At 72.0% G+C, this 17,004-nt stretch carries 14 protein-coding genes and 1 pseudogene; 4 read left to right on the top strand and 11 right to left on the bottom strand.

All coding sequences use genetic code 11. From position 1 onward, the window contains the following. The first annotated feature begins 455 nt into the window (after window positions 1–455). The 3 genes from ACZ418_RS37145 (at window position 456) to ACZ418_RS37135 (ending at window position 4,173) form a co-directional block, all read left to right on the top strand. Window positions 456–1,709 (top strand): FUSC family protein, encoded by a 1,254-nt coding sequence (locus tag ACZ418_RS37145; RefSeq protein ID WP_468371761.1) that lies wholly within the window; start codon window positions 456–458, stop codon window positions 1,707–1,709. 102 nt (window positions 1,710–1,811) lie between these two features. Then, window positions 1,812–2,867, top strand: a complete 1,056-nt coding sequence (locus ACZ418_RS37140) for a hypothetical protein (RefSeq protein ID WP_468371759.1) — start codon at window positions 1,812–1,814, stop codon at window positions 2,865–2,867. A gap of 106 nt (window positions 2,868–2,973) precedes the next feature. Next, window positions 2,974–4,173 (top strand): lactonase family protein, encoded by a 1,200-nt coding sequence (locus tag ACZ418_RS37135; protein ID WP_468371757.1) that lies wholly within the window; start codon window positions 2,974–2,976, stop codon window positions 4,171–4,173. Here the strand turns inward: ACZ418_RS37135 and ACZ418_RS37130 are convergent. Together ACZ418_RS37130 and ACZ418_RS37125 are read right to left on the bottom strand one after the other, a co-directional pair. Beyond that, on the bottom strand, window positions 4,141–4,866 hold the full coding sequence (locus ACZ418_RS37130) for a DUF2470 domain-containing protein (RefSeq protein ID WP_468371754.1): 726 nt from the start codon (window positions 4,864–4,866) through the stop codon (window positions 4,141–4,143). The genes ACZ418_RS37135 and ACZ418_RS37130 overlap by 33 nt on opposite strands. Window positions 4,867–4,978: 112 nt before the next feature. Then, complete coding sequence (locus ACZ418_RS37125) at window positions 4,979–5,584, bottom strand: TetR/AcrR family transcriptional regulator (protein WP_468371751.1); 606 nt, start codon at window positions 5,582–5,584, stop codon at window positions 4,979–4,981. Window positions 5,585–5,691: 107 nt separating this feature from the next. Between ACZ418_RS37125 and ACZ418_RS37120 the strand changes: the two genes are divergently transcribed. Further along, window positions 5,692–7,323, top strand: a complete 1,632-nt coding sequence (locus ACZ418_RS37120) for a cytochrome P450 (RefSeq protein WP_468371748.1) — start codon at window positions 5,692–5,694, stop codon at window positions 7,321–7,323. A 468-nt stretch (window positions 7,324–7,791) separates the two neighbouring features. Here the strand turns inward: ACZ418_RS37120 and ACZ418_RS37115 are convergent, their stop codons facing one another. From ACZ418_RS37115 to ACZ418_RS37075, 9 genes and pseudogenes are all read right to left on the bottom strand, one after another. Further along, window positions 7,792–8,649 carry a pentapeptide repeat-containing protein gene (locus tag ACZ418_RS37115; RefSeq protein ID WP_468371745.1) on the bottom strand — a complete coding sequence of 286 codons (858 nt, stop codon included), beginning with the start codon at window positions 8,647–8,649 and terminating at the stop codon, window positions 7,792–7,794. Window positions 8,650–8,700: 51 nt separating this feature from the next. Further along, window positions 8,701–9,354 (bottom strand): annotated as a pseudogene (locus ACZ418_RS37110) (PIG-L deacetylase family protein); the annotation flags it as partial. 86 nt (window positions 9,355–9,440) lie between these two features. Further along, on the bottom strand, window positions 9,441–10,742 hold the full coding sequence (locus ACZ418_RS37105) for an alpha/beta fold hydrolase (protein WP_468371742.1): 1,302 nt from the start codon (window positions 10,740–10,742) through the stop codon (window positions 9,441–9,443). A gap of 110 nt (window positions 10,743–10,852) precedes the next feature. Further along, window positions 10,853–11,878, bottom strand: coding sequence for a LacI family DNA-binding transcriptional regulator (locus tag ACZ418_RS37100; protein WP_468371740.1), 1,026 nt, complete (start codon window positions 11,876–11,878; stop codon window positions 10,853–10,855). Between the two features lie 58 nt (window positions 11,879–11,936). After that, entirely contained in the window at window positions 11,937–13,292 is a 1,356-nt protein-coding gene (locus tag ACZ418_RS37095; RefSeq protein WP_468371737.1) for a BNR repeat-containing protein, read from the bottom strand. Then, window positions 13,289–13,609, bottom strand: coding sequence for an L-rhamnose mutarotase (locus ACZ418_RS37090; RefSeq protein ID WP_468371735.1), 321 nt, complete (start codon window positions 13,607–13,609; stop codon window positions 13,289–13,291). Before ACZ418_RS37090 ends, ACZ418_RS37095 begins: the two co-directional genes overlap by 4 nt. A gap of 17 nt (window positions 13,610–13,626) precedes the next feature. Next, the gene (rhaS, locus tag ACZ418_RS37085) at window positions 13,627–14,706 is read right to left on the bottom strand and encodes a rhamnose ABC transporter substrate-binding protein (RefSeq protein ID WP_468371732.1); all 1,080 of its coding nucleotides are present in this window, start codon (window positions 14,704–14,706) and stop codon (window positions 13,627–13,629) included. Between the two features lie 163 nt (window positions 14,707–14,869). After that, window positions 14,870–15,844 (bottom strand): ABC transporter permease, encoded by a 975-nt coding sequence (locus ACZ418_RS37080; RefSeq protein ID WP_468371729.1) that lies wholly within the window; start codon window positions 15,842–15,844, stop codon window positions 14,870–14,872. Next, a complete protein-coding gene (locus ACZ418_RS37075) occupies window positions 15,837–16,907 on the bottom strand; it encodes an ABC transporter permease (protein ID WP_468371726.1) in 1,071 nt (356 codons plus the stop codon). The genes ACZ418_RS37080 and ACZ418_RS37075 overlap by 8 nt, the downstream gene beginning before the upstream one ends. Between the last annotated feature and the right edge of the window lie 97 nt (window positions 16,908–17,004).

Genomic DNA, 17,004 nt, shown 5'->3' with positions numbered 1-17,004 from the left:
CCGTGCGGCCGCGGGACCGGCTCGTCGACGGGCGGCCGCGGGACCGCTGCCGGCGCCGGTGCGAGTGGCCGGATCTGACCGGTGGCGACGGCGATGCCCCAGGCGTGCACGGCGGCGTGCACGGCGGCGTCCAGCGCGCCGCACCGGCAGGGGCAGCAGGCTCGGCGACGGCGTCCAGGACCTTGTCCAGCTCGGCCACCGGATCGCCGTGCGGGGCGTCGGCCGGCACCGCGGCGACCACCTCGCGCAGATGGGTGTGCCCCTGCCGGAGCACCTCGACGCCCTCGGGCTTCCCGGTGCGCCAGTTCTCCCCCATGCCGACCCCTTCCGTTGCCTCTCGACGGCCTCTCGACGGCCTCTCGACGGCCTCGTCGTGGCGACGAACCCTTGCGGACAGGATCGGTCCGCAATCGCGGGACGTTCGACCTACCCGAGGAACGGGAACAGGCCAAGGGATGCACGACGTACGGAAGTGGACCACGGGACTGCGGCGCCTGGTGGAGCGACGCCGGGAGCCGGTGGTCGTCCAGACGCTGCGGTCGGCGACGGCTGCGACGATCGCCTACGTCATCGCCCTCCGGCTGAGCCCCGAGCCGGCCCCGCTGACCGCGCCGCTGACCGCGCTGCTGGTCGTCCAGGTGACCTTCTACGCCACCCTCACCAACGGCATCCGCCGGGTGAACTCGGTGGTGGCCGGGGTACTGGTCGCGATCGCCTTCAGCGTGCTGGTGGGGCTGACCTGGTGGAGCCTCGCCCTGCTGATCGTGGCCTCGCTGGCCGTCGGGCACCTGGTGCGGGTCGACGAGTACGTGGCCGAGGTGGCGATCAGCGCCATGCTGGTCCTCGGGGTCACCACCGTCGGGTTCACCGCCTGGGCGCGCATCGTGGAGACGCTGATCGGCGCGGTCGTCGGCACGGCCTGCAATCTTCTGCTCCCGCCCCCGGTGTGGGTGGACGAGGCGGGCCGCTCGATCGAGGACCAGGCGCGCCGGGTACGGCAGCTGATGCTGCGGATGGGTGAGGAGGCGGCCGGCCGGATCTCCTGGGAGCGGGCGGCCGAGCGGCTGCACGAGGCGCGGCTGCTGGACCAGCACATCACCCGGGTGGACGCCTCGCTCCGGCAGGCGGAGGACAGCCTGCGGCTCAATCCGCGGGTCAAGGAGGGGCTGCTGCACCGGGTGGTGCTGCGCACCGGTCTGGACACGCTGGAGATCTGCACGGTGGTCCTGCGGGTGCTGGCGCGTACCTTCACGGACCTGGCCAAGGCCCGGGGGGCCGAGGAGCTGTTCCCGGCCCGGGTCGGGGCGACCGTGGAACAGCTGCTGTCGGAGATCGCCGACGCGGTGGTCAGTTTCGCGGTGCTGGTCACCACGCATCTGAGCGAGAACGCCGAGTCGGCGGAGGCCCGGCTGTCCGCCGAGCTGCACACGGCGGCCGGCACCCGGGACCGGCTGGCCGAGCTGCTCCAGGAGGAGATCGGCAAGGACCCGGCGAACTGGCAGTTGTACGGGGCCGTGCTGACCGAGACGACCCGGATCATCGACGAGCTGAACACCGAGCACCGCACCCGGCGCCTGTTCGAGGAGCTGGACCGGGTCTCCAGCAGGCAGCGGACGAAGCTGCCCCGGATGACCCGGCTGCGCGAACGGCTCGGGGTGCAGGAGGAGCTGTGGCGGAACCGTGCGGGGTTCGGTGAGCGTTTTTGGTGAGGAGGGTGCCGGTCAGGGCTCCTCGGCGCGCAAGGTGCCGGGGCGGCCGGCACACATGCGAGGACTGCCGGGCGACCGGCACGGATGCGAGGGGGCGACGGGATGGCCGGTTCCGGGGTGCGGATCGACGGGAACACACTGCGGTTGCCGGGTGAGGTGGCGGTGCGGTTCATCCGCACGCTGCGGCTGCCGGAGACGGGCACGCATCCGCTGCCGCCCGGCCTGGGCGAGTTCCCGATCCGGCGCGTCTCGGACTACCCGGACACGGTCCCGGCCGAGTGGCGGGCGCGCGGTGGCGTGATGTTGCCGGTGTATCTGCGCGAGGCGATGTGGCTGAGCTTTTCCGGCACGAGGGAGCCGGCGGCGCTCCAGGTCGGGGTCGGCAAGGTGTGCGCGGTGTCCGGCCGGCCCTGGAGCGACCGGCTCGCCCGGGATCCGCAGAACTACGTGGTGCTGCCCCGCCAGCCCTGGCTGGACGGCATCAACTCCGGCAAGGGCACCGTCCGCCAGTTCGTCGCCGTGCCGCTGGGTCTGGGGGCGACGGTGGAGGGGCAGGTCACCGGCGAGGAGGTGTGGGGCGGGGTGCAGCTCCAGTCGTTCCCGCTGCGCGAGCCGCTCCTGACCGAGTGGCGGCGCCGCGAGCGGGAGCGGGAGGAGGCGCGGCGCAGGGCCCTGGCGGCCGGGCCGACAGCTGGATACGGCGCGGCGATGCCGATGATGGCGTCCGCGCCCGGAGCGATGCCGCCCTACGCGGCCCCGGGTGGGGCGCCCCGGAGCGCCGCCATGGGTCTCGGCGTCGGCGGCTCGATGCGCCAGGAGGTCTACCGGGACGACCGTCCGCTGACCGACTGGTCCGAGGAGCCCGCCGGGCGTGTGTTCGTGCACCTGGTCACGCCGCCGGAGTGGCGGCGCATCACCGGCGAGGCGCCCCCGCCGTCGCCGGTCGACCGGGCGGCGTACACCCGGGCGGGCCTGCCCTGGTACGACTACTACGACGCCGATGCCGAGGATCTGGCCCCGACGGACGCCCTGGGGGCGGTCAAGCCGGTCGGTGAGTGGCTCGGGGACGACCTGGACCCGTGGCAGGCGCCGTCCGCCGGCCAGGTGAACCCGCTGAAGGACGCGCCGGGCAAGCCGGTGGAGGACGGGGAGTGGTAAATCGCGTTGCATAAAGTGCAACACCCGTTGCCGTACTTGCCCTTTACCGTCGGCGGAGGCCAAGGTGGCGGTCACGACCGGGCGACCGACGTACCTGAGGTGCCGCATGGACACGGACGACGGGCCGGCGAACGGCCGCTGGAGCCGGCGCCGGTTCGTCGGTGCGGTGGCGGGGACGGCGGCCGTGGTGGCGGTGCCGTCCCCGGCGGCCCCGCCGGCCGGCACCCCGGTCGCGGCGGACGGGCCCAGGGCCGCCGCACCACACCGCAAGTCCTCCGGTCCGCGTCCGCTGTACCTGGGCACCTACACCTCGGTCGACGGCGGCGGCACCGGCATCGGACTGGCCTCCTACGACCCGGCGACGGGCCGGATCACCGGCTCCGGCACGCTCACCGGCGTTCCCGACCCGTCGTACCTCGCCATGCATCCGGACGGCCGCACGCTGTACGCGGTGGACGAGCGCCAGGACGGCGGTGTGACGGCCGTACGCCTCGCCGACGGGCGGGTCCTCGGCACCCGCGGCGCGGGCGGCGCGGGCCCGTGTCATCTGTCGGTGCATCCCTGCGGACGCTGGTTGCTGAGTGCCGACTACGGTTCGGGCAGTGTCGCCGTGCATCCCATCGACGCCTCGGGCGCCCTCGGCGAGCGCACCGCCGTCGTCACGCACACCGCCCCGTCACCCGGCCCGGGTCAACAGGGGCCGCACGCACACCAGTTCCTCACCAGCCCGGACGGCGGCCATGTCCTCGCGGTGGACCTCGGCACCGACACGGTCTACAGCTACCGCCTGGACCAGGCGGAGGGCACGCTGACGGAGGTGGCGCGGGCGCACACCCGGCCCGGGGCGGGACCACGCCATCTGACCTTCCAGCCGGGCGGCCGGTACGCCTATCTGGCCAACGAGGTGGACGACACGGTCACCGTCTGTGGCTACGACCCGGCCTCCGGCCGGCTGACCATCGGCGAGCCGCAGTCCACGGGCTCGGACGGCGGTACCAACTACCCGGCGCAGTTCGTCGTGACGGCGAACGGCAGGTACGCGTTCCTGGCCAACCGGGGCCACAACAGCCTCGCGCGGTACGCGATCGAGGCCGACGGCGCCCGGCTGCGGCTGCTCGGCACGGTGCCGGTGGGTGGGGACTTCCCGCGGCAGATCGCTCTCTCGCCGGACGGCGGGCTGCTGTTCGCGGCGAACCAGCGCTCGGGAACGGTCACCGTCTTCCACGTCGACGCCGACAGCGGTGAACTCCGGTCGGCCGGGGAGCCGTTCGCCTCACCCGTCGCCGTCTGCGCGCTGCCGCTGTAGCGCGCGGGGACAGGTTGCGGTGGCGGCCTGAGCCAGCAGGGCGTGCATGCGTTCGGTGAGCTGGGCGATGTCGTCGGCGGGCGTGTGGAAGGGCAGCCGTACGTCTCCGTGGGCGCGGGTGCGCTCGATGCGCAGGGTCAGTCCGTGCCGGTCCACGGCGAGGGGCAGCACCCGGGTCGCGGCGTGCAGGGCCTCCGGCCGCACCAGGCGGGTCAGCCGCTCGACGGCGTCCGGGTGGGCGTCGGCGAGGTGGGTCAGGAGCCGGGCCTCGGCCTCGGCGAGCGGGTCGGGCCGGGCGGCGGCGTACTCGTCCAGGTCGACCACCACGGCCCCGGAGGACCGCCGCAGTACCACCCGCGTGGGCCGGAACAGCAGGGTGCCGCGGTCCGGGGCGAGCCAGCCGGCGAGGTGGAGCCGGGCCCGGATCCGGCCCCGCATCGGTACGGGGGCCACGTCGGCGAACTCCATTACGGCGGAGGGTTCCTGGCGCGGTGCGCAGATGACCGCGGTCAGCAGGGCGCTGTCCTCGGGCACCGCCAGCCGCACGGCGCCGTCGTCGGTCACGGTGTGCGCGCCGACGTACTCCTCGCGGGCGCCGTCCGCGGTCACCGCGCACGACCAGGCGACGGCCGGCACCGACCGTGCCCGCTCCGCCGCGCCGGGTGCGGCCGTCCAGTCCTGCGTGTCACCCATCCTCGACCTCCTTAGGTAAGCCTTGCCTAACCTATCGGAGATCGGGATGCACGCCAACCACACCGCACCGGCGGAAAGGATCAGGCGGGGGGCGGGCGGTGGTGGACGCCGGTCAGGCGATGACGCCCAACAGCGCCCGCGCACACAGGTCGCGTACCTGCTCGCGGGTCAACTCGCCGTCGCGCAGCCACTCCAGGCACACGGCGGTGGTGAAGGCGAGCCAGCCGCGCACGGCCAGGCGGACCTGCGGGGCGCTCTCGAAGACGGGCCCGAACTCGGGGTCGGCGGCGAGCGCGGCGAGGATCTGCTGCTCCTGGGCGGCCAGCGCCCGCTGGTAGACCCGGCGTACGGCCTGGTCGCCGGCCGCGTCGGCGCGATGGAAGGCACGGAAGCCGTGGGCGTGGGCCTGGACGTAACCGAGGTAGGTGTCGAGCCCGGCGGTGAGCTGCTCGCGCACCGGCACACCGGGCACGGCCGCCGTCATGCGCAGCATCCGCTCGCTCTCCCGCTCGACGACCGCCGCGAAGAAGTCCCGCTTGGTCGGGAAGTAGTGGTACAGCAGCCCGCGGGAGACCCCGGCGATCTCGGCGACCTGCTCGATCCACACGTCGTCGTAGGGGCTCTCCGAGAACAGCTTCGCGCCGACCGACAGCAACTGCTCACGGCGTTCCTCGGTGCTGAGTCTGCGCCGGGCGCGCTCCCCCTGGTTCGCGGGCATGACGTCACTCTACTTGACGCGGGTTCAACAAGCGGATCAGACTGAAACCGGTTATTGAACCCACGTACAACACGCGCGTCGCAGCTGGATCAAGGGAGATCGGCGTCATGGCGGAGACGAGGGACACAGGGCTGCCGAAGGGTTTCCGGAGCGCCGAACTGGGCTGGCCCGAGCTGCACCGCATCCCGCATCCGCCGCGCCGGGTGCCGCTGCTCGGCGATGTGCTCGGCGTCGACCGGCGCAAGCCGGTGCAGGACTCCATGCGCTTCGCGCGCGACCTGGGGCCGATCTTCCGGCGACGGGCCTTCGGCAAGGAGTTCGTGTTCGTGTGGGGGGCCCGCCCGGCCGCGGACCTGGCCGACGAGTCCCGGTTCGCCAAACACGTCGGTCTCGGCGTGGCCAATCTGCGCCCGATCGCCGGGGACGGCCTGTTCACCGCCTACAACCACGAGCCCAACTGGCAGCTCGCGCACGACGTCCTGGCGCCCGGCTTCAGCCGGGAGGCCATGGCGGCCTACCACGGGATGATGCTGTCGGTCGCGGGGCGCCTGACCGAGCACTGGGACCGGGAGGCTGCGGCCGGACGCACGGTGGACGTGCCCGGGGACATGACCAAGCTGACCCTGGAGACGATCGCACGGACCGGCTTCGGGCACGACTTCGGCTCCTTCGAGCGGGACCGCCCGCATCCCTTCGTCACCGCGATGGTCGGCACGCTCACCTACGCCCAGCGCCTGAACAGCGTGCCCGGGCCGCTGGCGCCGCTGCTGCTGCGCACCGCCGCCCGGCGCAACGCGGCCGACATGGCGTATCTGAACAGTACGGTCGACGACCTGGTCGCGGAGCGGCGCCGGTCGGGCCGCGGGGACGGCGACCTGCTGGACCGGATGCTGGAGACAGCGCATCCGGAGACCGGCGAACGGCTGTCGGCGGAGAACGTCCGCAAGCAGGTGATCACCTTCCTGGTCGCGGGCCACGAGACCACCTCCGGCGCGCTCTCCTTCGCCCTGTACTACCTCGCCCGGCACCCAGAGATCGCCGCCCGGGCCCGCGCCGAGGTGGACCGCGTCTGGGGGGACACCGCACAGCCCGGCTACGACCAGGTGGCCAAGCTGCGCTATGTCCGCCGGGTGCTGGACGAGTCCCTGCGTCTGTGGCCGACCGCCCCGGCCTTCGCCCGGGAGGCCCGGCAGGACACCGTGCTCGCCGACGACCATCCGATGCTGCGGGGCGCGTGGGCACTGGTGCTGACGCCGATGCTGCATCGCGACCCGGAGGTCTGGGGCGAGGACGCCGAGCGCTTCGACCCGGACCGTTTCGACGCGAAGTCCGTCCGGGGCCGGCCCCCGCACACCTTCAAGCCGTTCGGCACCGGGGCACGGGCCTGCATCGGCCGCCAGTTCGCCCTGCACGAGGCGACGCTGGTCCTCGGCCTCCTGCTGCGCCGCTACGACCTGCGGCCCGACCCCGCCTACCGGCTGACCGTGACCGAACGCCTGACGGTGATGCCGGAGGGGTTGCGGCTGGGCCTGGAGCGCCGACGGGTTCGCGTGCCCGCACCGGAACCCGTCACGGAGACAGGACCGGAGTCCGTGCCGCAGGCGTGCCCGGTGCACGAGGTGAGCGCGCCGGGGAGCGCCGCGGGGCCGAGCGCCACCCATGCGACGCACACGCTCACCCAGGACACACCGGTCACCGGCCCGACGGACAGCTGTCCGATGCACCAGTCGACACACTGACCCCGGAAGGCACCCCGCGCTCTTCGCTCGCCTCGGGTGCCGCACGCCAGCAACGGGGGGACAGGTCACCGACCATTCGCCTCCGACTCGGCCCCCCGCCCGGTTCACCACCGCGGTTCACCGGCCCGGGCACTCCGAGCCCATCCACCCGACAACGCCCAACTCGACCCCGCCCACGGCACCGCCGAAATCACTAGCCCGACCTGCGGCTGTCCCGGGCACTAGCCGGCACACCGACCCCGCAGAACACACCGGGCCCCATCAGACAACGCCCAATTCGCCCCCGCCCACGGCACCGCGAGGTCACCAGCCCGACCTGCCGCTGTCCCGCGCGCCAGCAGACACACGGACCCCAGACCGCACACGGGGTCCATCCACCCGACACCGCCCAACTCGGCCCCCGCCCCGCGCGACGCCGCAGTCCCCAGTCCGGACCCGCACCGGGTCTTGCCCGGTCGGCGTCCCGGATCAGCCGGCCGCTGTCCAGTGCGCGGGACGCGTCACCGCAACCGGCAGTCTGGTGCCGGTGCTGCCGCGGGCCGCGTTGAGTTGGGGCTGGGTGAGGAAGAACGCGCCGGTGAGGTCCGCGTCGGTCAGGTCGGCGTCGCGCAGATCGGCGCCGATCATGTCCGCGTCGCGCAGATCGGCGCCGGTGAGGTCGGCGGCGATGAGATAGGCGCCGCGCAGGCTCGCCCCGCGCAGGTCGGCGCCCCGGAGCCGGGCCCCGATGAGATCCGCGCCCCGCCGGTCCTTCCCCTTGCCCTTGCCCTTCTTGCCACCCTTCCCGCCGACGGCACCGGCGCGGGCCAGCTCGCTGGTCCGCAGCAGCAGCACATTGACCTGCTGCCGGTGCGCGGCCACGTCCAGCGCGGCCAGTTCCCCGGGGGTCTGCCGGGTGAGCCGTTCGGTCTCCGCCAACGCCCGCCGCAGCTCCGGGTGGACCGGACGGGCGGCGGGAAGGCCGAGCGCCTCGGTCAGGTACCACAGCAGCTCGTGCAACTGCCGCACGACCGGGAACACGTCGAACATCTGCCGTGCGTGCTCCTTGGACCCCGTCCGCCAGTCCTGGCCGCCGAAGGTGACCTGGGAGACCTTCTGTCCGGCGCCGAAGCAGTCGTAGACCGTGCAGCCGGTGAAACCCTTCTTCCGCAGGCCGGCGTGGATGCCGCAGCGGTGGTCGCCCTGGAGGTTCGGGCACGGCTTGCCGGCGGGCTTGTTCAGCGCGAAGTCGGCGGACGCGGCGAAGGGCAGCGCGACACAGCACAGCCCGAAGCACTGTGCGCAGTCGCCCCGCAGGTCGGAGGGGTCGGCTATCTGTTCCGGCATGCCCTCCAGCCTACTGACCTGCACAGCCGTCCTCCGCGGTGCCGGACGGGTTCAGCGGCCGAACACCTCGAAGGCCACCGCCGGTGTGCCGTCGAAGCGCTCGGCGACGGTGGTGGTCTGCGTGGACAGGAATTCACGGACGTACGTCTCGGGGTCCTGGTCGGTCAACGCCTCGATGTAGGTGCGGTGTTCGAGCAGCGAGCGCACCGCCCGTTCCAGGCCGGGCCTTGCGTCCACCGCGTGGGTGGGCCGGCTGGAGCCTGCGATGGCGACCCAGCGGACGCCGTTCCACGGTTCGAGTCCCTGCTCGGTGAGTTCCGGGAAGATCCAGCGGTTCCCGGCGTCGGCGGCCGCGTCCAGGGTGGCGCGGCCCACGGCCACGTGGTCGGGGGTGTTCCAGGCGACCTCGCCCCAGGTGTCCCGGTGGTTGAGGGTGATGACCAGTTCGTGGCGGTGGCGGCGGATCGCGGCGGCGATGTCGCGGCGCAGCGCGAGCCCGTACTCGATCACCCCGTCCGGGTGGTCGAGGAACTCGACCGAGGTGACACCCACGACAGCCGCACCGGCCCGCTGCTCGCGCTCGCGCAGCGGGCCGCACGCGGCGGGGTCGAGGGTGTCGATGCCCGCCTCGCCGCGCGTCGCGAGGACATAGGCGACCTCACGGCCGGCGTCGGTCCAGGCGGCGACCGCCGCCGAGCACCCGTACTAATCGTCTGCCCACGTCTGCCATCTGGCGGGTGCGGGGCCCGTTGCGGTTCCTCCGCAGTCCCCGCGCGCCTTCGGGGGGCGCTTCACACCGTGTCTCTCGCCATCGCCAGCAGTCGGTCCAGGACGCGCGGCGCTCCCGTGCGCAGCCCGTCGTGCTCGAACTCGTCCGTGACCCAGGTGCGCAGGCCGCGGATGGCGCGGGCGGTCTGCAGGGAGTGGGCGGTGTCGACGTACATGTCGTCGTGGTAGACGGCCGCCACGACCGGGACCTCGTTGGCGGCGAGGCGGGCCGGGTCGTAGAGGGGCTGCCAGTCGGTGCGGGCGGCGAGCAGATCGGCCGTCTCGCGCAGCGGGCGCAGGGCCGGGTCCGCCTCGAACATCCAGGGGTGGACCGTCTCGCCGGTGAACAGGACCGGGGTGTCGCCGGCGAGCGACTTGGCCGCGTCGAACTGCGGGAATTCGGCGCGGATCCGTTCGGCGGCCCAGGCGGTGGGGCGGGCGTCCTGGCCGTAGATCGTCTCGTGGACGAGCGCGTAGAGGGGGTGGCAGGCGTACGACAGCAGGGACTGGGCCTGTTCCTGGAAGGCGTCGGACAGTTCCAGGCCGAACGGTGTGCGGACGAAGGCGTCCTCCAGGAGGTGGTGCAGCCGGTGGCTGCCGTCGCTCGTGCCGAGCATCAGGCCGAGGGACTGGAAGGCCTCGACCGTGAAGCGGTAGCCGTTCGGGAGGGTCACGTCGTGGGTGAGGAGGTGGTCGGCGATGCGGCGGGCCCGCTCGACGTCCTGGGGGTAGCGGGCGTAGTGCGCGCTGACCTTGCGTTCGATGCGCGGGTAGGCCGCGCGGTAGACGTCGTCGGCGTGGGCGTGCAGGGAGGGCAGGCCCCCGGTGATGACGGCGGTGTCCAGGCCCTCGGGGGCGAGGGAGAGGTACGACACCGTGCAGAAGCCGCCGAAGCTCTGGCCGAGCACGGTCCACGGGGCGCCGCCGGTGACCTCGGCGCGGATGGCCTCGCAGTCCCGGACGATGGCGTCGGCGCGGAAACGGGTGAGGTAGTCGGCCTGTTCGGCGGGTCCGCCGCGCAGCGGGAGCGTCTGCCGGGTGGCCGGGGTGGAGCTGCCGGTGCCGCGCTGGTCGAGCAGCAGGACGCGGTAGTCCTTCAGGGCCCGGTCGAGCCAGGCCTGACGTCCGACGAAACGATTCGCCCCGAAGCCGGGGCCACCCTGGAGATACAGCAGCCACGGCAGCTCCTGCCCGGCCTTGTCGCTCGCGACCGCCTCACGGGCGTACAGCTCGATCGTCTCGCCGTCCGGGGCGGCGTGGTCGAGGGGCACGGTGAAGCGGCGGTCGGTGAGGATCACGCCGGGCTGGCGGTAGCTGAGGCTCAACGGGTCTCCCGGGGCGGACGGTACGGACGGGTCCCAGTTCAGCACATGACCGGGCCCGCACGGAGCCCGGGGATCATGGATTCCTACTGAACTTCCGGTCAGCGCCCGGCTCAGCGTGCCGCGAGGCTGGAACGGCGCACCACCAGCTCCGGCTGGAGCACCACCCGGCGGTGCTCATGGGTGCGCGTGCCCTCGCCCTGTTCGGTCTCCTCCAGCAGCAGCTCGGCGGCGAGGGCGCCCATGGTGACGGCGGGCTGCCGTACGGAGGTCAGCGGTACGGCGGCGGCCGCCGCGAACTCGATGTCGTCGTAGCCGACGATGGCCAGGTCGTCGGGGACGGTGACGCCTGCGGCGTACAGGGCCTGCAGGACGCCGAGGGCGAGCAGGTCGTTGGCGCAGAAGACGGCGGTGGGGCGGTCGGCGAGGCCCAGCAGGCGGGCACCGGCGTCGCGGCCGGCGGCCACGTCGAGGCGTTCGGTGGGCAGCTCGCGCAGCGCCTCGGGGCCGAGCCCGGCCTCCGCGAGAGCGTTCAGGGCGCCGGTACGGCGGTCGCGGACCTGGTTGAGGCCGGGGGGTCCGCTGACGTAGGCGATGGAGCGGTGGCCCGCGTCCACCAGGTGGCGGACGGCGAGCGCGCCGCCGGCCACGTCGTCCACGGACACCGAACACTCGGTGGCGCCCTCGGCGACCCGGTCGACCAGCACGAACGGGATGCCGTGCCGCCGGAAGGTCTCGATGTTCCGGCCGGTGGCGTCGGCCGGGGTGAGCAGCACGCCCCGCACCCGCTGCTCGGCGAAGAGCGCCAGATAATCGGCCTCCTCGGCGGCGTTCTGGGCGCTGTTGCACACCATCACGCCGAGCCCGGCCTCGCGGGCCGCCCGCTCGGCGCCCCGCGCCACGTCCACGAAGAACGGGTTGCCCATGTCGAGCACGAGCAGGCCCATGATCCGGCTGCGGCCCGCGCGCAGCTGCCGCGCGGACTCGCTGCGGACATAGCCGAGCCGGTCGATCGCGGACAGCACCCGCGCCCGGGTCTCACTGGCGACGGTGTCCGGGCGGTTGATGACGTTCGACACCGTGCCGACCGACACTCCGGCGACGCGGGCGACGTCCTTGATACCCACCGACTGGGTCATCGGGCGAGGACCTCCAGGGAGACTGACTAGGGGCGGCGGGACGACCTTCACATTACCGTCATGCCGGCAGCGCGAAGTCGGCCACGTACAGGGGCGAGGGCGTCGTACCGGTGGACTTCTCCTGGTACATGAAGGACAGGACGTTGTCCGACCGGATCCGCGTCTCGTCGATCACCACCTCGCCGAAGGCGTTCAGGTCACCGCCGTCGTACAGCAGTGTCCAGTCGGTGTACCCGGAGGCCTGGGACGCGGCGGCGATCCGGCCGAACGGAAGGACCGCGTAGGCGTTGTCGTAGCGGTCCAGGACGAGCTTGGTGCGCTGGCTGGAGTTCAGCGGAACCGGGATCTCCGTCTTCTGCCAGGCACCGGAAGCGTTCTTGCGGAGGTGGAAGGCACGCCCGTGGGCGACGCGGTCGGCGACGTAGTCCGTGGTGCACTGCCCGAAGCGGCCGGGCACGTAACTGATGACGGCGTGCGGCCGGCCGGCCGAGTCGACGGCCTGGCTCTCCTGGTTCATCAGGGAGTGGTCGGGGGCGAGAGGGTCCACCACCAGCCCCGGGCCGGTGACGGCGACCTGGTCCGGGCCGCCGGTGGTGCCCACGACCACGTCGGCGTCGTTGCGCCAGGTCCGCCCGCGGTCGGTGGAGACGACATAGCCGGTGTCGTGGTTGGTCAGGCCGCCGCCGCTGCACATCACGGAGGCGTTCTGCTCCCGCCAGGTGAAGAAGGAGTGCAGCCGGCCGTGGACGTCGTAGTCGAGGCCGTGCAGGTACATGCTGCGGGCGGTGCTGGTGCCGTGCGCACTGGAGTAGGTGCCCGTCGAACTGCTCCAGTCCCCCAGCGCCGTCCACATCGAACCGTCGTACTCGGCGAGGGCGTTGCGGCCGTCGCCGGAGATCCCGGCACGGTAGCCGAGCTGGAGCCTGCCCTCGGGGGTGGAGACGAACTGCGGATAGGTGAACCGCGGGGTGAGCGCGAGTCCGTCGAGCGTGGTGCGTACGGGCCCGAGGGCGGCCGGGGTCCAGGGCGGTTCGCCGTCGAGGAGCCCGGCGGCGGACTTCACGTAGAAGAAGCCGTCGCTGTGCGCGTCCATGACGATGTGCAGCCGGCCGTCGGTCCGCGAGACGCCCATCGAGATCACGTTGTGGGAGTCGTCGCTCTTGAGCCGGTGGTCCAGGGTCGCCCTCGTCCAGTCCCCCGCGCCCGGGGTGCGGCGGGCGACGGTCGCGCTGCGGTCGGCGGAGTACCAGGCCGCGTACTGCCGGCCCCGGTGGGTGAACAGGCCGTTCTTCTGGAAGGAGTTGTTGTTGACGAGGCCGTCGTACGACACGAAGTACAGGGCCCGGGCATCGAGGAGGGTACGGCCGAGCCGGGTGATCCCGGGGGCCGCGAGCCCGCTTCCGGCAGCGGTCATGACAGGTGGAACACCTCCGTGAGCGGCTTCATGGCCTCGTCGGGCCGGACGCCGTCCGACGACTCGAAGAACGGCGCCATCTCGGCCTGCCAGCGCGCGTTGACCTCGGTCGCCTCCATGCCGGCCCGGGCGGCGGCGAAGTCCTCGGTCTCCAGATAGCCGACGAGCAGGCCGTCCTCGCGCAGGAACAGCGAGTAGTTGTGCCAGCCGGTCGTCTTCAGGGCGTCGAGCAACTCCGGCCACACGGCCGCGTGCCGCTCACGGTACTCGCCGAGACGGTCCGCCCTGACCTTCAGCAGGAAACACACGCGCTGCATCAACTACCCCTGATTCACTAGAAGTTGAACTGGTCGATGTTCTTGGCGTCGAACACGGTCGGCTTGCCCAGCGTGATCACGCCGTCCTTGCCGATGGTGTACGTCGTACCGCCGGCCTTGAAGGTCTCCCCCTCCTTGCCGGTGATCTGTCCCGAGGCCAGCGCGACGGCGGTGCGGGCGGCCAGGTCGCCGAGCTTGGCCGGGTCCCACAGCTCGAAGGCGTCCACGGTGCCGTTCTTGACGTACTTGCGCATGTCGTTCGGGGTGCCGAGGCCGGTCAGCTTGACCTTGCCCTTGTACTTCGAGCCCGACAGGTACTGGGCGGCGGCCTTGATGCCGACGGTGGTCGGGGAGATGATCCCCTTCAGGTCCGGGTACTGCTGGAGCAGGCCCTGGGTCTGCTGGAAGGACTGCTGGGCGTCGTCGTTGCCGTACGCGATCTTGACCAGCTTGATGTTCTTGTACTTCGGGTCCTTCAGCTCGTCCTTCATGTACCCGATCCAGGTGTTCTGGTTCGTGGCGGTCTGGGCGGCGGACAGGACGGCGATCTCGCCCTTGTACCCGATCTGCTGCGCGAGCAGCTGCACCTCGGTACGGCCGAGGTCCTCGGCGGACGCCTGCGAGACGAAGGCGTTGCGGCAGCCGGGGGTGGTGTCGGAGTCGTAGGTGACGACCTTGATGCCGTTGCTCATGGCCTGCTTGAGGGCGGTGCACAGGGCACCCGGGTCCTGGGCGGAGACCGCCATCGCGTTCACCTGCTGCTGGGTGAGCGTGTTGACGTAACTGACCTGCCCGGAGGTGTCCGTGGCGCTGGAGGGGCCCACCTCCTTGTACTTCGAGCCGAGTTCGGCGAGCGCCTTCTCGCCGCCCTTGTCGGCGGTGGTGAAGTAGGGGTTGTTGACCTGCTTGGGCAGGAAGCCGACGGTCAGGCCCTTCTTGCTGGCGGCGTTCGGGTCGGCCTTGCCGCCGGAGGCGGCGGAGGCGTTGTCGGCCTTGACGTCCTTCTTGGTGGTGCCGCCGCAGGCGGTGAGCGCCAGGGCGAGGGACGTACCGACGGCGAGGGCGGCGCAGGTGCGGCGGAGCGAGGGCTTGCGCATAGCGAGCGGTCCTTTAAAGGAGGAGTGGTGTGGCGCCCCGACAGGGGCGTGGGGCTGTGTTTGACGTGCGGCTACCGGCGCGACGGGGTTCCCCCGGGTTCGAGCGAAGCCGAGAACTTGGGGGAGCGACCAGCCACGACGGGGCCCGCAGCCGACGCACGGCCTAACCGGCGGAACCGGCCTCCCGGGCCATCGAGATCTGCCGGGCGACCCGAGGGCCCAACACGGAGACGACGAGCAGCACACCGGTGACGACGATCTGCGACTGCGCGGAGACGTTCAGCAGACTCATCACGTTCTGCAGCGCACCGAGCAGGAACACACCGGCGATGGCGCCGCCCAGCGTCCCCTTGCCCCCGTCGAAGTCGATGCCGCCGAGCAGCACGGCGGCCACGACGGAGAGTTCGAGGCCGGTGGCGTTGTCGTACCGCGCGCTGGCGTAGTGCAGCGCCCAGAACACACCCGTGAGCGCCGACATGAACCCGGTGGCCACGAAGAGCAGCAGCTTCGTCCGCTTCACCCGGATCCCGGCGAACCGCGCGGCCTCCTCACTCGCGCCGATCGCGAACAGCGACCGGCCGAACGGGGTGACGTGCAGGACGACCACGGCGATGGCGAGCAGCACCAGGAAGGGCAGGAACGCCTGGGGCAGGAAGGAGTTCCCGACCCGGCCGGCCGCGAAGTCCAGGTACTGGGAAGGGAAGTCGGTCGCCGCGTCGGAGCCGAGCACGATCTGGGCGATGCCCCGGTAGGCGGCGAGGGTGCCGATGGTGACGGCGAGGGAGGGCAGCCCGAGACGGGTCACGAGGAGCCCGTTGACCAGCCCGCACACCACGCCCAGCAGCAGGCACAGCGGAATGATCGTCTCGATGGCCATGCCCCCGTTCCACAGCCTGCCCATCACCGCGCCGGACAGGCCGGCCGTCGAAGCGACGGACAGATCGATCTCCCCGGAGACGACGAGGAGGGTCATCGGCAGGGCGATCAGGGCGATCGGCAGGGTGTTGCCGATCAGGAAGGACAGGTTCAGGGCGTTGCCGAAGCCGTCGACCGTGCCGAACGAGACCAGCAGGAGGACCACCAGGAGCGCGCCGACGACCGTGTCCCAGCGAACGGCGCGGGTCAGCGAATCAGGCACCGGTGTTCTCCTTCGCCATGGGGGTGTTCCTCCGGTCCGACTTCTTCTTCAGGGCGGCGGCCACGCGCAGCGCGACGATCCGGTCGACGGCGATGGCGAGCAGCAGCAGGACGCCGTTGATGGCGAGCACCCAGACGGAGCTGACGCCGAGAGCGGGCAGCACGCTGTTGATCGAGGTGAGCAGCAGGGCGCCGAGAGCGGCTCCGTACACGCTTCCCGAGCCGCCGGTGAAGACGACGCCACCGACCACGACGGCGCTGACGACGGTGAGTTCGTAGCCGGTTCCGGTGCCGGAGTCGACGTTTCCGAATCGGGCCAGATACATCGCGCCCGCGAGTCCGGTGAGGCCACCGCAGAAGGTGTAGGCGGCCAGGATCCGCTTGCGGACCGGGATACCGGCCAGGCGCGCGGCCTCGGGGTTGGAGCCGAGGGCGTACAACTCCCGCCCGCTGCCGAAGTGTTTGAGGTAGTACGCCGTCGCCACCAGCACCACCAGCGCGATCAAGGCCAGCCACGGCAGGGCCGAGACGCCCCCGGAGCCGAAGTCCACGAAGCCGCCCGGGAGGTCGGCCGCGGTGATCTGGCGGGAGCCGACCCAGATGGAGTCGACGCCGCGGATGACGTACAGCGTGCCCAGGGTGACGACGAGGGCGGGCACCTGGCCGAGGCTGACCAGCATGCCGTTGAGCAGGCCGAAACCGACTCCCAGCAGGACGGCGAGGAGGATCGCGACGACGGCGTTGCCGCCGCCGTGCAGACAGGTGCCGGCGGCGAAGGCGCTGATGCCGAGGGTCGAGCCGACCGACAGATCGACGTTCCTCGTGATCACCACCAGGGACTGGCCGGTGGCGACCAGCACCAGAATGGTCGCGTTGAGCAGCAGGTCCTTGATGCCCTGCTCGGACAGGAACTCGCTGTTGCCCGCCTGGGTGACGGCGATCATCACCAGGAAGACGGCGAGGATGGCGAGTTCGCGCATCTTGAAGACGCGGTCGACCAGCCGGGTGCCGGCGGAGTGGGGCACCTCGACGGCGGGGGACTGATCCTGGGCGGTCACCGTCATGCGGCCCTACCTTCTTGAGTGCGTCCCGCGAGTTCGCGACTCTGGGACTGCGCGGGTGGGGCAGGGATGGTTTTCATGCTGGCTGCCCTTGATGGCT

It is taken from the genome of Streptomyces sp. NPDC030820 (assembly GCF_055572075.1).
This window is presented reverse-complemented; position numbering and strand designations above follow the sequence as displayed.

What these genes read in the sequence shown, in the direction of transcription:
- ACZ418_RS37120 (WP_468371748.1), top strand. Translation starts at nt 5,692, where the DNA reads ATGGCGGAGACGAGGGACACAGGGCTGCCGAAGGGTTTCCGGAGCGCC.
- ACZ418_RS37095 (WP_468371737.1), bottom strand. Translation starts at nt 13,292, where the DNA reads ATGACCGCTGCCGGAAGCGGGCTCGCGGCCCCCGGGATCACCCGGCTC.
- ACZ418_RS37130 (WP_468371754.1), bottom strand. Translation starts at nt 4,866, where the DNA reads ATGGGTGACACGCAGGACTGGACGGCCGCACCCGGCGCGGCGGAGCGG.
- ACZ418_RS37115 (WP_468371745.1), bottom strand. Translation starts at nt 8,649, where the DNA reads ATGCCGGAACAGATAGCCGACCCCTCCGACCTGCGGGGCGACTGCGCA.
- rhaS (WP_468371732.1), bottom strand. Translation starts at nt 14,706, where the DNA reads ATGCGCAAGCCCTCGCTCCGCCGCACCTGCGCCGCCCTCGCCGTCGGT.
- ACZ418_RS37135 (WP_468371757.1), top strand. Translation starts at nt 2,974, where the DNA reads ATGGACACGGACGACGGGCCGGCGAACGGCCGCTGGAGCCGGCGCCGG.
- ACZ418_RS37145 (WP_468371761.1), top strand. Translation starts at nt 456, where the DNA reads ATGCACGACGTACGGAAGTGGACCACGGGACTGCGGCGCCTGGTGGAG.
- ACZ418_RS37140 (WP_468371759.1), top strand. Translation starts at nt 1,812, where the DNA reads ATGGCCGGTTCCGGGGTGCGGATCGACGGGAACACACTGCGGTTGCCG.
- ACZ418_RS37100 (WP_468371740.1), bottom strand. Translation starts at nt 11,878, where the DNA reads ATGACCCAGTCGGTGGGTATCAAGGACGTCGCCCGCGTCGCCGGAGTG.
- ACZ418_RS37125 (WP_468371751.1), bottom strand. Translation starts at nt 5,584, where the DNA reads ATGCCCGCGAACCAGGGGGAGCGCGCCCGGCGCAGACTCAGCACCGAG.
- ACZ418_RS37075 (WP_468371726.1), bottom strand. Translation starts at nt 16,907, where the DNA reads ATGACGGTGACCGCCCAGGATCAGTCCCCCGCCGTCGAGGTGCCCCAC.
- ACZ418_RS37090 (WP_468371735.1), bottom strand. Translation starts at nt 13,609, where the DNA reads ATGCAGCGCGTGTGTTTCCTGCTGAAGGTCAGGGCGGACCGTCTCGGC.